The sequence below is a fragment of the Amycolatopsis sp. 505 genome (genome assembly GCF_031625235.1).
Lineage (GTDB): Bacteria > Actinomycetota > Actinomycetes > Mycobacteriales > Pseudonocardiaceae > Amycolatopsis.
Map to the genome: position 1 here is coordinate 187572 of NZ_JACKQP010000008.1, position 13612 is coordinate 201183.

The window sequence follows — 13612 nt, forward strand, 5'->3', positions numbered from 1 at the left end:
CCCTCGGTTATCCTCGCGCGAGTCGCGACCGCCGCGTCGTGACCGTCTGTACCCCCACGAAGGGCATCTGGTGAGCACTGAAGCAACTTCGGCGGACGTCGCCGGCGTGTCAGGATCGGTCCTGTCCATTTCCGACCTCAGCGTGTCGTTCCAGACCGAGGACGGCGTCGTGAACGCCGTCAAGGGCATCGGGTTCGACGTGCAGCCCGGCGAGATCGTCGCCGTGGTCGGGGAGTCCGGGTCCGGCAAGTCCGTCACGTCGATGTCGGTGCTGGGCCTGCTGCCCAAGACCAGCCGGATCGCCGGTGAGCTGCGCCTCGGCGAGCGCAACCTGGCGGATCTCAAAGAGAAGGACATGCAGAAGATCCGCGGCAACCAGGTCGCGATGATCTTCCAGGAGCCGATGACGGCGCTGAACCCGGTCTACACGGTCGGCTGGCAGCTGCGCGAGGCCCTGCGGTCCCACCTCGACATCGCCAAGGACGCCGCGGACAAGCGCGCGGTCGAGCTGCTCGACATGGTCGGCATCCCGAACCCCGAGCTGCGGTTCAAGCAGTACCCGCACCAGCTCTCGGGCGGCCTGCGCCAGCGCGTCGTCATCGCCATGGCGATCGCGTGCGACCCGAAGGTGATCATCGCCGACGAGCCGACCACGGCGCTGGACGTCACGGTCCAGGCCGAGATCCTGGGCCTGCTGCGCAAGCTGCGGGACACCCTGGATACGGCGATCGTGCTGATCACCCACGACATGGGCGTCGTCGCCGACATGGCCGACCGCGTGATCGTGATGTACCAGGGCGAGATCGTCGAAGAGGCGCCGGTGCGCGAGCTGTTCGCGTCGCCGAAGGAGGACTACACCCGGCGGCTGCTGGCCGCGGTGCCGGTGCTCGGGCAGCGTCCCGAGGGGCGCCGCCTGCTCGACGACGCCGGCATCGCCAGCGACAGCACCGAGGCGGCCAAGATCGCCGAGGAGATCCGGCTGGCGGACAAAGAGCTCGAGGCCGTGATCGAGGAGGCCGCGCCGGCCCTGGAGATCAAGAACCTGGTGCTCGAGTACCCGGGCCGCCGCGGCCAGGGCAAGAACCGCGCGGTCGACGACGTCTCCCTGACCATCGCCAAGGGCGAGATCGTCGGCCTGGTGGGCGAGTCCGGTTCGGGCAAGTCGACGGTCGGCCGCTGCGCGATCCGCCTGCTCGACCCGACCGAGGGCACGGTGTCCATCGCGGGCAAGGACATCACGAAGATGTCGGCGAAGGAGCTTCGCCCGCTTCGCCGGTACTTCTCGATCGTGTTCCAGGACCCGGCGTCGACGCTGGACCCGAAGATGACGATCGGCGAGTCGATCGCCGAGCCGATGGTGCTGCACAAGGTGCTGTCCGGCAAGGAGCTGTCGGCCCGGGTCCGGTCGCTGCTCGACAAGGTCGAGCTGGGCGGGCACTACATGAACCGCTACCCGCACGAGCTGTCCGGCGGCCAGCGCCAGCGCGTGGCGATCGCCCGCGCGCTGTCCCTCGACCCGGCGCTGCTGATCGCGGACGAGCCGACGTCGGCGCTGGACGTGTCGGTGCAGGCCCGCGTGCTGGACCTGTTCCTGGACCTGCAGCAGTCGCTGCAGTTCGCGTGCCTGTTCATCAGCCACGACCTGGCGGTGGTCGACCTCCTGGCCGACCGCGTCGCGGTGATGCAGCACGGCAAGCTCGTCGAGGTCGGCACCCGTGACCAGGTGCTCCACTCGCCGCAGCAGGAGTACACGAAGCGCCTGCTGTCGGCGGCGCCGGTCGCGGACCCGGTGCTGCAGGCCGAGCGCCGCGCGGCCTGGGAGGCCGGCCGGCTGGCCCCGGTGGCCGACTGAGGTTCTGACGCCAAAGGGCCCGCACCCACCCTCGGGTGCGGGCCCTTCGCCGTGTCCGGAGGAACATCACGCGTGATTGAGGGGTCATCTCCCGTGATTGAAGGGTCATCATGCGTGATTGAAGGGTCGACACGGGCTCGGGGCCGTGTCGACCCTCCAATCACGTGTGTCGACCCTCCAATCACGCGTGTCGGCCCCTCAATCACGTGTGTGGAGGGTCGATCTCAGCCGACGCGGATTCGGGGGTCGAGGATGCCGTACAGGAGGTCTGCGACCAGGTTGGCGATCACCACGCTCGCCGCGATCACCACCAGCCAGCCCATCAGGACCTGGGGGTCGTTCTTGTTGACCGCCTCGACCAGCAGCGTTCCCATGCCGTGCCAGTTGAAGACCGTCTCGGTGATGATCGCGCCCGTCACCGTGGCGCCGAAGTTGACCGAAAACAGGGTCATCACCGGGATCAGGGCGTTGCGGAACGCGTGGCGCCAGATCACGCGGGTGTTCGACACGCCCTTGGCGCGCGCGGTGCGCACGTAATCGGCGCCCAGGACCTCCAGCATCGACGCCCGCTGAAACCGGCTGTACGCGGCGAACGTGATGGCCATGATCGACAGCGTCGGCAGCAGGAACGCGCCGACGTACTTCGCGAGTGCGTCACCCACTCCGGTGGCCGTGAGGCTCTCCGGGCTCGTCGTCCGGAGCCACGGGTCGCCGAGGACGTCGGACAGGCCGAGGTCGCGGACCCAGCTGTTGGCGCGGATCGCGTAGCCCTTGAGGACGATCGCCACGCAGAAGATGGGCATCGAGAACATCAGGAACGCCAGCGTCGTCGCCAGGTAGTCCCAGATCGAATACTGCTTCACCGCCGCCAGGACACCCACCAGGACGCCGAAGATCAGGGCCAGCACCGACGCCGTGAGCACCAGCTCCAGCGTCACCTTGAACGCGGCCATCACCTTCGGCTGGACCGGGGTGAACGCGTTGCCCTAGGCGATCGAGATGCCCCAGTCGCCGGTCAGGAAGTGGCCGAGCCAGCTGAAGTAGCGGGCGATGACGCTCTGGTCCAGGCCCAGCTTGTGCTCGGTCTCGGCGATCGCGGACGCGCTGATCCCCGGTTTGCTGCGGAGCTCGCCGAGCGGGTCGCCGGTGTTGGCGACCATCACGAAGCAGAGGAACGTGCCGATCAGCAGGACCGGGATCGAAATGGCCAGCCGGCGGAGCACGTACAGCACGAGATTCATCCGAAACCCCCAGGTCCGGCGATCCTCCCGGAAAACGGACGCGGGGGCGACCGGAACCGGTCACCCCCGCGTCGCGCGTTCAGGCCTTCATTCTCCGCTGGCGCGGGTCGAAGGCGTCGCGAAGACCGTCACCGATGAAGTTGATCGTCAGTGAAATCAGCACGAGCACGATGAACGGCCCGAAGAACAACGCCGGCCGGGTCTGCAGCTGGGCGTAGTTCTCCAGGATGACGCGGCCGAGCGAGGTGTCCGGCAGCTGGACGCCCAGGCCGATGAACGACAGCGCGGCTTCCGCCAGCACGGCCTGCGCGACCGCGAGGGTCGCGTTGACCGTGATGCTGCCGACCATGTTCGGCACCAGGTGCTTGAAGATGATCCGGAACGTCCCGGCGCCCGACGCGCGGGCCGCGTCGACGAACTCGCGCTGGGACAGCGACATCGCCTCGGCGCGGGTGATCCGGGCGATCTGCATCCAGCCGAACGCCGCCAGCACCAGCGCGACGATGTACCAGGAACCGCCGCCGAACACCTTGGCGAGGATGGCCGCCGCGGCGATCTGCGGGATGATCAGGAACAGGTCCGTCACCCGCGAGATCGCCGAGTCGGAGAACCCGCGCAGGTAGCCGGCGACCGCACCGAACACGACGCCGATCACGGTGGCCAGGATCGACACGGTGAGCGCGATGAGGAGCGAGTACTGCGTACCGCGCAGCACCTGCGACACCATGTCCTTGCCGACCTGGGTCGTCCCGAGCGGGAAGTCGCCGCTGGGCTTGGCGAACGACGGGAACGAGCTGTCCTCGTAGTTGTGCTTCCAGAACAGCGGCATCAGGATGCTGATCAGCACGATCAGGATGAGCACGCCGGTCGACGCCATCGCCAGCTTGTGGTGCAGGAACTTCCGCAGGACCAGCTTGCCCTGGCTGCGCGGTTCCGGCAGCGCGTCCGGAGGCAGCGTGCCTTCGGCCGAAGCGGTTTCGCTCGCGAGAAGAGAGTTCAAGTCAGCCAACGCGAATCCTCGGGTCCAGGATGCCGTACATCAGGTCGGCGATCAGGTTGGCGACGATGACACTGCTGGCGATCACCACGAGCCAACCCATCATCACCTGAGTGTCGTTCTTCGTGACGGCTTCCACCAGCAATGTGCCCATACCGTGCCAGTTGAACACCGTCTCGGTGATGATCGCGCCGGCCAGGACCGAGCCGAAGTTGACCGAGAACAGCGTCGACACCGGGATCAGGGCGTTGCGGAACGCGTGCCGGAAGATGACCCGGCCGTTGCCGAGGCCCTTGGCGCGCGCGGTGCGCACGTAGTCCGAGCCCAGCACCTCGAGCATCGAGGCGCGCTGGAACCGGCTGTACGCGGCGAAGCTGATCGCCATGATCGACAGCGTCGGCAGCAGGTACGCGCCGATGGTGCTGGTGATGAAGTCGCCGACGCCGTCGGTCTTCAGCTGCTCCGGGCTGGTCGTGCGCAGCCACGGGTTGCCGAGGACGTCGGACAGGCCGAGGTCGCGGACCCAGCCGTTGATCTCGATCGCGTAGCGCTTCAGCACGATCGCGACGCAGAAGATCGGCATCGAGAAGAGCAGGAAGGCGAGGGTGGTCGCGATGTAGTCGATGATCGAGTACTGCTTCACGGCGGCCAGCACGCCGACGATGATGCCGATGATCAGCGCGAGGATCTCGGCGCCGACGACCAGCTTGAGGGTGACGCCGAAGGCGGCCATCACCTTGGGGGCGACCGGCGCGAGGGCGTTGCCCTGCGCGATGGAGATGCCCCAGTTCCCGGTCAGGAAGTCACCCAGCCACGTGAAGTAGCGGGGGACGATGCCCTGGTCGAGACCGAGCTTGGCGGCCGTGGCGGCCAGCGCTTCCTTGCTGATCGTCGGGTTCTGCCGCAGCTCGCCCAGCGGGTCACCGGTGCCGGCGACCATGACGAAACACAAGAAAGTCCCGACCAGGAGGACGGGAATCGATATCGCCAGACGGCGAAGGATGTAGATCACCAGGTTCAACGAACTGCTCCTCATCCGGGCCTGGTCGTCAGAAGTGCGCTGGACCGCTACCCGGTTGTCTACCGTAGTGGCGGTAACCCTACGGTCAACAGCTACTTCCGGTGGGTACCGGGGCCCGGCTTGTGGCCGGACCCCGGCACCTCCCAGGTCATCTGGAGCGAGGGGAAAGAAGAGGCGGGGCGAGCCCTACTTCTTCTGCTCCCACTCGCCGACGTTCCACAGAACACCGTCGTACGACTGCATGTAGACGCGGTCGATGCCCTTGAACGCCCACATGCTCGGCGTCTGGAACAGCGGCAGGGTCGCGTAGTCGTCGGCGATGGCCTTGTCGGCCTCCTGGTACTTCTGCAGCTTGACCTGCTCGTCGGTCGCCTTCACCGCGGCGTTGTAGGCGTCGTCGATCTTCGGGTCGCAGAGGTTCTGGTAGTTCTGCTCGCCGCCCTTGTCCGGGCAGACGTAGATCGACTTCGACTCCGCCTTGAACGGCTGGGCGGACCAGCCGAACAGCGCCACGTCGTAGTCACCGGTCGAGACGCGGCCACCCTTGAGGAAGTTGGCGTCGGTCTCGTCCTTGACCTCGATGCCGGCCGCCTTGGCCTGCGAGATGATGATCTCGACGGTCTGGCTGCGGCGGGCGTTCTGGTTGTGCGTGATCTTGAACGAGGCGCGCTGGCCGTTCTTGGCGAAGATGCCGTCGGCACCCTTGGCCCAGCCGGCGTCGGTCAGCGTCTTGGCCGCCGCTTCGGCGCCCAGGCCGGCCTTGCTGCTGTACAGGTCGGTGTAACCGGGCTCACCCTGGAAGAACACCACGCTGTTCAGCGGCTCCGCGTCCGCCTGGACCTCCTTGAGCAGCTTGTCCGTGATCTCCTTGCGGTTGACCGACTCGAGGAACGCCTTGCGGAGGTCCTTGTCGGCGAACATGCGCTTGAAGTTCAGGTCGAGGTGCTCGTAGGTCAGCTGCGAGGCCGAACCGTAGGTCACGCCCTGCGCCGCGAGGCCCTTCATCGTCTGGGCCGCGGTGGCGTCCGGCTGGGTCGACGCCGCGACGTCGATCTCACCGTTCTGCAGCGCGGTCGCCATCGCCTTGGTGTCTTCCATGGCGCGGACGATGATCTTCGACGGGCCACCCTTGCCACCCGCCCACTGCGGGTTCTTCTCCAGGGTGACGGCCTTCTGGTTGGCGTCGAACGCGGTGATCTTGTACGGGCCCGACGACGGCATGATGTCCGCCTTGAAGCCCTTCCACTCGTTCGACCAGAAGTCACCGGCGGCCTTGATCTGGGCCGGGTCGCCGGTCGGGGCCAGCTTGGTGATGTCGGCGATGCCGGTCTTGGCCTCGAGGACGTGCGCGGGCATGATCGCCGGCGCGTTGAACAGGCCCTTGTAGTCCAGGTAGGGCTCGCTGTAGTCGGTGACGAAGGTCAGCGCGTCCTTGCAGGTGGCCTGCTTGATCAGCGAGTAACCGGTGGTCGACGCCGAGTTGAACGGGTTCTTGCCGTCCGGGCCCTTGGCCAGGCCGCTCTGCGACAGCCACGCCAGGTACATGTCCTTGCAGTCGTAGGCCTGACCGTCCGACCACTTGATGTTCGGCTTGATCTTGTACGTGACCTGCTGCGGGTCCTTCTGCGTGACGTCCCAGGACTCGAAGACGTCGTTGTTCAGCAGGATCTTGTTGTTGCCGTCGAGCTTCAACGTACCGGAGAGCACCGCGGTCAACACGTAGTTGTTGTACGAGCTGTTGGTGTCCGGGGTCTGGTTGTTGTACCCCGAGTACCCGTCGTCGATACCGATCGTGACCGTGCCGTCGTACCCCGGGGTGTCCGCGAGCTTGAACAGGTCGCCGGTCTCGGCCTTGCCGACAGCCATCGCCTTGACGTCGGTCGACGATCCGTTCTGATCGGTGTTGCCCGAACCCGAATCACCACCGCTGCAGGCGCTCAGCAGCAGCGAAGCGCCGGCGACGAGCGACAAAGCGGAGACTGCTTTGGATCTCCTCATGAAGTGTGCCCTCCTAGCACTGAGCCCTTGAATATCGGGACAAGGGCCCACACCGCTCCGGTTGGATGGGCCGGAGCCTACGACACGCCAAGCGACACTCAACTGGCGCACTGCGGGAGCACGCTAGAAAGGAAAAGCACCGACAGTCACCAGTTCCGGGTCGATCGTGACCAAAGGGTGACTTCCAGTCGACATCCAGAAATACGACGGTTACCTCATGGATTCACAACGTCCCACTCGAAGGCGTTGGTAAAGATCACCCGGTAGTACTGAATGCGTAGCCAACCGATTACTTCGGGCCGCGAGTCCAGTTCACCGCCGACCCGAACGGGCCCACCATGGGGGGACCTGGCGTGACGCCCGAGATGCCCGAACCGATCGCCAGGGTGTCAGCCAATTGGAACAGCGGAATCACCACGTTCTGACGCCAAAGTTCAGGCTCAAGAGTGGTGAGCGCTTCGCCCGTCGGAGTGGATCCGGACAGCGCCGCGTCGATCGACGGCTGCAGCGCCGGGTCGCAGAACCCGGCCGCGTTGCCCGGGACGACGGGCTTGGTCTTGTCGACGCCGGTGGCCGTCTGCTCCGGGCGGCAGCCGAAGGTCGATGCGAGGACCGAAGCGGTGTCCCCGCCGACCGCCTGCGGGACGACGGCGATGTCGACCCCGACGTTGCCGGCCGAGTCGCCGGTCGGCTGCTGGACCCCGCCGACGACCGGCATCGCCAGCAGGCCACTGAACAGGTCCCGTGGCGGCGGCGTGATCGCGTTGACCTCGATGCCCTGCGCGGAGAGCTGGCCGGCCAGCTCCTTGGCGATCGACGCGTACGGCTCCTGGGCGGCCGGCGAGGCGATGACCAGCGAGAGCGCCCGGCCGTTCTTGCGCCAGGTGCCCGCGGTCTTGGTGTAGCCCGCCGCCTTGAGCGACTGCTCGGCCTTGGCGACGTCGGGCGCGGTGGGCGGCCCGGGCGGGATGGTCGCCGCGTAGCCCTTCACCGACGGCGCGATCACCTGCGCGTCGGCGTGCAGCGTCGACGACGGCCCGCCGTTGACGCCCTCGGTGATCAGCTTGGTGCGGTCGATCAGCGCGGCGACACCGGCGCGGACCTGGGCGTCCTGCAGGGTCGCGCTGACCGGGCGCAGCAGCACGTCGGCCACCAGCGGGCGGGCCACCGTGTGCAGCTTGACCGCCGAGCCGAGCTCGCCGAGCAGCTTGAGCTCGTCGCCGCTCGTGCGGGCCAGCGCGAACTGGTCGTTGCCGCTGCGCAGCGCGGCCAGCAGCGTGTTCTGGTCCGACCGGCGGAGCACGATCCGGTCGATCGCGGCGGGCTTCTCCCAGTAGCGTTCGTTGCGCTCGAGGATGACCTCGCCGCGGGCGGTGTCCAGGCTCTTGATCGAGAACGGGCCGGCGACGGCCGGGAAGTTCGAGGCCAGCGCCCCGCGCCAGCCGTCGGGCGCGTCCTTGAGCAGGTGGGCGGGCAGCAGGTCGGAGAACAGCGTCTGCCAGCCCGGGTACGGCTTGGCGAAGGTGACCTCGACGCGCTTGCCGCCCTCGCGCGACTGCAGGTCGGTGATCTGCCGGTAGCCGGCGGGCTCGATCACGCCGGGCTGGTCGCGCAGCTGGGTGCGCAGGTAGTCGAAGTCCTCGGCGGCGATGGGCGCGCCGTCGGACCAGGAGGCGTCCGGCCGGATCTCGTAGGCCACCACGAACGGCTGCTGCGAGATCACCTCGGCGGACTTCATCAGGTTCTTGTCGAGCTGGGTGGTGCCGTCGTCCTTCTGGCGGAACACCGAGGGCAGGAGCAGCTGCGAGAGCGCGGAGGTCACCTGGGACGAGTCCGCGAGGTTGTGCGGGTTGTACCCGCCGAGCACGTCGTCGACCCCGACGACGATCTGCGACGGCGTCTTGCCGGTGGTGGACACGGGTGCGACCGACGACGACACGACCGGAGGTGGCGGGGTGTTGGAGCAGGCGGTGAGCAGCACGGCCGCGAGTGCCAGCACCGGCACCGCCTTGCGATTCACCCGCACGCCCCGTTCCTCCCCGTTTCCGCCGATCGGGTCAGTCATGCTCCCACGACCGCCTCCGCCGCCGGAACCGAGATTCCCACACCCGGATCGGGCGGCCTCGCCGCCCCTGGGTGCCACTACGGAATGGACGCGCGGCACACCGTCCGGGTTCCCGGACCGTTCCGGAACGGCGGAACGAACACGGGCCGGACACGAAAAAGGTTCACCCCGGTGGTCGGCGCCAGGCGATGAGGCCGTCGCGACCCCTATAAAGATATAAGGAGAAGAACGGCGGAATTCCTGACGCTGGGTTCGCCACCGACCGACCCAGCGTAAGGGATCAGGCACGAAAAAGCCTCCCGATGACGAGCACCGGGAGGCTTTTTCGAAGCGGCGGATCAGCCGTTGTCGCGGCTCTTGGCGCGCGAACGCTCCTTCGCGCGGGTGTTGACGTCCAGGGTCACCTTGCGGACCCGGACGACCTCGGGCGCGACCTCGACGCATTCGTCGACCGAGCAGAACTCCAGGGCCTCTTCCAGGCCCATTTTGCGCGGGCGGGCCAGCGTCTCCATCACGTCGGCGGAGGACTGACGCATGTTGGTCAGCTTCTTCTCCTTGGTGATGTTGATGTCGAGGTCCTCGAAGCGCGGGTTCTCGCCCACGACCATGCCCTCGTAGACATCCGCGCCCGGCTCGACGAAGAACGTGCCGCGGTCGGCCAGCTGGATCATCGCGTACGCGGTGACCGGGCCCGAGCGGTCGGCGACCAAGGAGCCGCTGTGCCGGGTGCGGATCTCGCCCGCCCACGGGAAGTAGCCCTCGAACACGTGGTTCGCGATGCCGGTGCCGCGGGTCTCGGTGAGGAAGTCGGTGCGGAAGCTGATCAGGCCGCGCGACGGGAGCACGTACTCCAGCTTGATCCGGCCGGTGCCGTTGCCGCTCATGTCCTCCATGCGGCCCTTGCGGGCGGCCAGGAGCTGGGTGATCGCGCCGAGGTGCTCCTCCGGCGAGTCGATGTAGAGGCGCTCGAACGGCTCGTGCAGCTTGCCGTCGATCGTGCGCAGCACCACCTGCGGCTTGCCGACGGTCAGCTCGAAGCCCTCGCGCCGCATCTGCTCGACGAGGATGGCCAGCGCCAGCTCGCCGCGGCCCTGGACCTCCCAGGTGTCGGGGCGCTCGGTCGGCAGGACGCGGATCGAGACGTTACCGATCAGCTCCTGGTCCAGGCGGGCCTTGACCAGCCGCGCGGTGACCTTGTCGCCGCCGTTGCGCCCGGCCAGCGGCGAGGTGTTGACGCCGATGGTCATCGAGATCGCGGGCTCGTCGACGGTGATCCGGGGCAGCGCCACCGGGTTGTCGGAGTCGGCGAGGGTGTCGCCGATCGTGATGTCCGGGATGCCGGCGATGGCGACGAGCTCGCCCGCGCTGGCCTCGGTCGCCGGGACGCGGGTGAGCGCCTCGGTGACCAGCAGCTCGGAGATGCGGACGTTCTGCGTCGTGCCGTCCGCGCGCATCCAGGCCACGGTCTGGCCCTTGCGCAGCTTGCCGGCGTGGATGCGGATCAGCGCGATGCGGCCGAGGAAGTTGGACGCGTCGAGGTTGGTGACCAGCGCCTGCAGCGGCGCGTCGAGGTCGGCGGCCGGCGGCGGCACGTGCCGGAGCAGCGTGTCGAACAGCGGGTCGAGGTTTTCGCTCTCGGGGACCTCGCCATCGGCGGGCTGCTCCAGGCTGGCCTTGCCGGCGCGCGCGGAGGCGTAGACGACCGGGAGGTCGAGGATCGCGTCGTGGTCGGCGTCCTCGATGTCGCTGGCCAGCTCGAGCAGCAGGTCGTGGGTCTCCTCGACGACCTCGGCGATCCGGGCGTCCGGCCGGTCGGTCTTGTTGACCAGCAGGATCACCGGCAGGCCGGCTTCGAGGGTCTTGCGCAGCACGAACCGGGTCTGCGGGAGCGGGCCTTCGGACGCGTCGACCAGCAGGACGACCCCGTCGACCATGGCCAGGCCGCGCTCGACCTCGCCGCCGAAGTCGGCGTGGCCGGGGGTGTCGATGACGTTGATCGTCACCTGGCCCTCGGGGGTCTGGCGGTGGATCGAGGTGTTCTTCGCGAGGATCGTGATGCCCTTTTCGCGCTCCAGCTCGCCCGAGTCCATCACGCGGTCGACGACCTCGGCGCGCTCGGCGAAGGCGCCGGACTGGCGGAGCATCGCGTCCACCAGCGTGGTCTTGCCGTGGTCGACGTGGGCGACGATCGCGACGTTGCGCAGGTCGGGCCGGGTCTTACCGGTCGGCCGGCCGGTTTCGACGGTAGCGCTGGCTGCGGGCACGCGAGAACTCCTGAACTTCAAGGGTTGGATGGCCGCGCACACCGTTCAGGCATCCCGTGACCGGCTCTGGTCACACGCGGACCTCACCCAGGATACCTGCCGCCCCATTGTGAGCGGCCCCACGCCCCCCTGGCGGTTAGGCTGACCTAACGTGGAAACCCGGTGGAGGTCGCCGATCCGGAAGGTGCGTGCGCGTGGGCAAGAAGCCGAAGGACCCGCGGAAGGTCGTGCGCAAGCTCATGAAGGCCGGCAAGGTCAAGAAGAAGTGCTGCCGGTCGAAGCCGCGCTGCAAGAAGTGCCCGGTATTGGCTCTGAAGAAGGCTAAAGAGGACCTGGCTGCTTAGTGGGGCACAGCCTCGTTGACCTGCCGCAGCTCGGGTGCGGTCTTCGTCGGCGAGAACTCGATGACCTCGTAACTCGCCAGGTGCTGCACGCAGAACGGGTCGGACGCCAGGATGGCGTCGAGCTTCCCGCGGGACATCGGCCGCGTGATGATCACGCCGCCGGTGCGCGGGTTCCGCCGCCCGGACGCCAGGAAGTGGCCGTGCTCGTACTGCTTGTTCAGCCACTCGGCGTGGTCCGGGAGCGCGTAGTCGATTTCCTCGATCGGGGCCGTGTAGTTCAACAGGACGACATACATGGTTAGACGGTAGACCCGCACGCCACTGCGCGCCTATGCTCGCCGCATGCACGCGCAGACGTCCAGCTGGTGGCCGCCCTCGGCGGCCGTTTAGACCTGCGCTGATCACCAGCGGCCGCCCCGGGACGGGCGGCCTTTTTCGTGCCTTCTCCGGGGTGGCCTCACCTCGGGAGGAACACATGAGCAAGCTGTCCGGCATCACCCCCTCCGGTCACGTCCACCTCGGCAACTACCTCGGCGCCGTCCGCCGCTGGGCCCTCGAGGGCGGCGCGGACGACCTGTACTTCGTCGCCGACCTGCACGGCATGACGACCCCGCACAACCCGGCGAAACTCCGATCCCTGGCGCGGGAGCAGCTCGCCGTGCTGATCGCCGCCGGCATCGACCCCGAGCGGGTGTTCGTCCAGTCCGACCTGGCCCGGGAGCTGGGCGCGCTGACCTGGGTGCTGGAGTGCACCTGCAACTACGGCGAAGCGGCGCGGATGATCCAGTTCAAGGAGAAGTCGAAAGGCCAGGCCGGGGTCAGGCTGTCCCTGCTGACGTACCCGGCGCTGATGGCCGCGGACATCCTGCTGCAGGGCGCGGACGAGGTCCCGGTCGGCGAGGACCAGCGCCAGCACGTCGAACTGACGCGGACCCTGGCCAAGCGCTTCAACGGCACGTACGGCGAGGTGTTCACCATCCCGCGCGCGGTGCTGCCGCCGGCCGGCGCGCGGGTGAAGGACCTGGCCGACCCGACGCGCAAGATGTCGAAGTCGGCCCGGGACGCGGTGGGCGTGGTGTTCGCGCTCGACGAGCCCGACCAGATCCGCCGCAAGGTCCGCCGCGCGGTCACCGACGGCGGTTCGGTGCCGGTGCACGCCCCGGAGACCCGGCCGGGGATGGCGAACCTGCTGGAGATCCTGGCCGCGTGCCGGGGCGGGTCCCCGGCGGAGCTCGCCGACGAGTTCACCTCCTACGGCGCGGTGAAGGACGCCGTCGCCGACGCGGTGATCGAGGAGCTGCGGCCGGTGCGCTCAAGGGCGTTGGCGCTGCTGGACGACGTCGCCGAGCTGGATCGCGTGCGGAAAGCGGGTGCCGAGCGCGCCCGCGAGCGCGGCTCGCACCGGCTGGACGCGGCGCTGCGGATGATCGGGGCTAACTGAGCAGGGCGCGGAAGGCCGGGAGGAGGATCCGGTCCGCGGGCAGCCAGTCGACGTCGTCGAGGTCGTCGGGTCCGAGCCACCGAACGGCTCGGTGCTCGACGGCCCGCGGCTCCTCCCCGGGCGAAACGAGCGTCGCGGCGTAGATCCGGAGGACCTTGCCGCCGGGCAGCGGGATGTCGTCGCCGACCCGCGCGCCGACCTCGACGACGACGTCGAGTTCCTCGCTGCACTCGCGGGCCAGCGCGAAGGCTTCGGATTCCCCGTCTTCGACCCGGCCGCCGGGCAGTTCCCACTGCCCCGCGTGCTTCGGCGGCCAGGCCCGCTGCTGGGCCAGCAGCTTGCCGTCCCGCACCAGGGCGGCTCCCACGATCACAGCGTTCACAGTCCCG

The 13612-nt window shown here is 68.2% G+C and carries 10 protein-coding genes and 1 pseudogene; 3 read left to right on the forward strand and 8 right to left on the reverse strand.

The features are described 5' to 3' along the window. Positions 1 to 70: 70 nt before the first annotated feature. A complete protein-coding gene (locus H5965_RS28690; RefSeq protein ID WP_310973505.1) occupies positions 71 to 1852 on the forward strand; it encodes an ABC transporter ATP-binding protein in 1782 nt (593 codons plus the stop codon). A gap of 224 nt (positions 1853 to 2076) precedes the next feature. Here the strand turns inward: H5965_RS28690 and H5965_RS28695 are convergent. The 6 genes and pseudogenes from H5965_RS28695 to typA form a co-directional block, all read right to left on the reverse strand. Next, positions 2077 to 3093: pseudogene (locus H5965_RS28695) on the reverse strand (ABC transporter permease). A gap of 79 nt (positions 3094 to 3172) precedes the next feature. Then, a complete protein-coding gene (locus H5965_RS28700) occupies positions 3173 to 4102 on the reverse strand; it encodes an ABC transporter permease (protein ID WP_310973507.1) in 930 nt (309 codons plus the stop codon). Next, positions 4095 to 5111, reverse strand: a complete 1017-nt coding sequence (locus tag H5965_RS28705; protein WP_310973508.1) for an ABC transporter permease — start codon at positions 5109 to 5111, stop codon at positions 4095 to 4097. Before H5965_RS28705 ends, H5965_RS28700 begins: the two co-directional genes overlap by 8 nt. A 186-nt stretch (positions 5112 to 5297) precedes the next feature. Next, the gene (locus H5965_RS28710; RefSeq protein WP_310973509.1) at positions 5298 to 7109 is read right to left on the reverse strand and encodes an ABC transporter family substrate-binding protein; all 1812 of its coding nucleotides are present in this window, start codon (positions 7107 to 7109) and stop codon (positions 5298 to 5300) included. Between the two features lie 289 nt (positions 7110 to 7398). Next, the gene (locus tag H5965_RS28715; RefSeq protein ID WP_310973511.1) at positions 7399 to 9135 is read right to left on the reverse strand and encodes an ABC transporter family substrate-binding protein; all 1737 of its coding nucleotides are present in this window, start codon (positions 9133 to 9135) and stop codon (positions 7399 to 7401) included. A 377-nt stretch (positions 9136 to 9512) separates the two neighbouring features. Continuing rightward, a complete protein-coding gene (typA, locus tag H5965_RS28720) occupies positions 9513 to 11438 on the reverse strand; it encodes a translational GTPase TypA (protein ID WP_176174984.1) in 1926 nt (641 codons plus the stop codon). Positions 11439 to 11632: 194 nt separating this feature from the next. Here typA and H5965_RS28725 point away from each other — a divergent pair, with 194 nt between their 5' ends. Then, positions 11633 to 11782, forward strand: coding sequence for a hypothetical protein (locus H5965_RS28725; protein WP_003090169.1), 150 nt, complete (start codon positions 11633 to 11635; stop codon positions 11780 to 11782). Here H5965_RS28725 and H5965_RS28730 read toward each other — a convergent pair. Next, positions 11779 to 12078, reverse strand: a complete 300-nt coding sequence (locus H5965_RS28730; RefSeq protein WP_310973512.1) for a YciI family protein — start codon at positions 12076 to 12078, stop codon at positions 11779 to 11781. The genes H5965_RS28725 and H5965_RS28730 overlap by 4 nt on opposite strands. Positions 12079 to 12257: 179 nt before the next feature. Between H5965_RS28730 and trpS the strand changes: the two genes are divergently transcribed. Next, positions 12258 to 13223 carry a tryptophan--tRNA ligase gene (trpS, locus tag H5965_RS28735; RefSeq protein WP_310973514.1) on the forward strand — a complete coding sequence of 322 codons (966 nt, stop codon included), beginning with the start codon at positions 12258 to 12260 and terminating at the stop codon, positions 13221 to 13223. On the opposite strand, the gene H5965_RS28740 is transcribed toward trpS, so the two are convergent. After that, positions 13216 to 13605 carry an NUDIX domain-containing protein gene (locus H5965_RS28740; protein WP_310973515.1) on the reverse strand — a complete coding sequence of 130 codons (390 nt, stop codon included), beginning with the start codon at positions 13603 to 13605 and terminating at the stop codon, positions 13216 to 13218. The two genes, trpS and H5965_RS28740, sit on opposite strands and share 8 nt — an antisense overlap. Positions 13606 to 13612 lie beyond the last annotated feature (7 nt).

What these genes read in the sequence shown, in the direction of transcription:
- trpS (WP_310973514.1), top strand. Translation starts at nt 12,258, where the DNA reads ATGAGCAAGCTGTCCGGCATCACCCCCTCCGGTCACGTCCACCTCGGC.
- H5965_RS28710 (WP_310973509.1), bottom strand. Translation starts at nt 7,109, where the DNA reads ATGAGGAGATCCAAAGCAGTCTCCGCTTTGTCGCTCGTCGCCGGCGCT.
- H5965_RS28730 (WP_310973512.1), bottom strand. Translation starts at nt 12,078, where the DNA reads ATGTATGTCGTCCTGTTGAACTACACGGCCCCGATCGAGGAAATCGAC.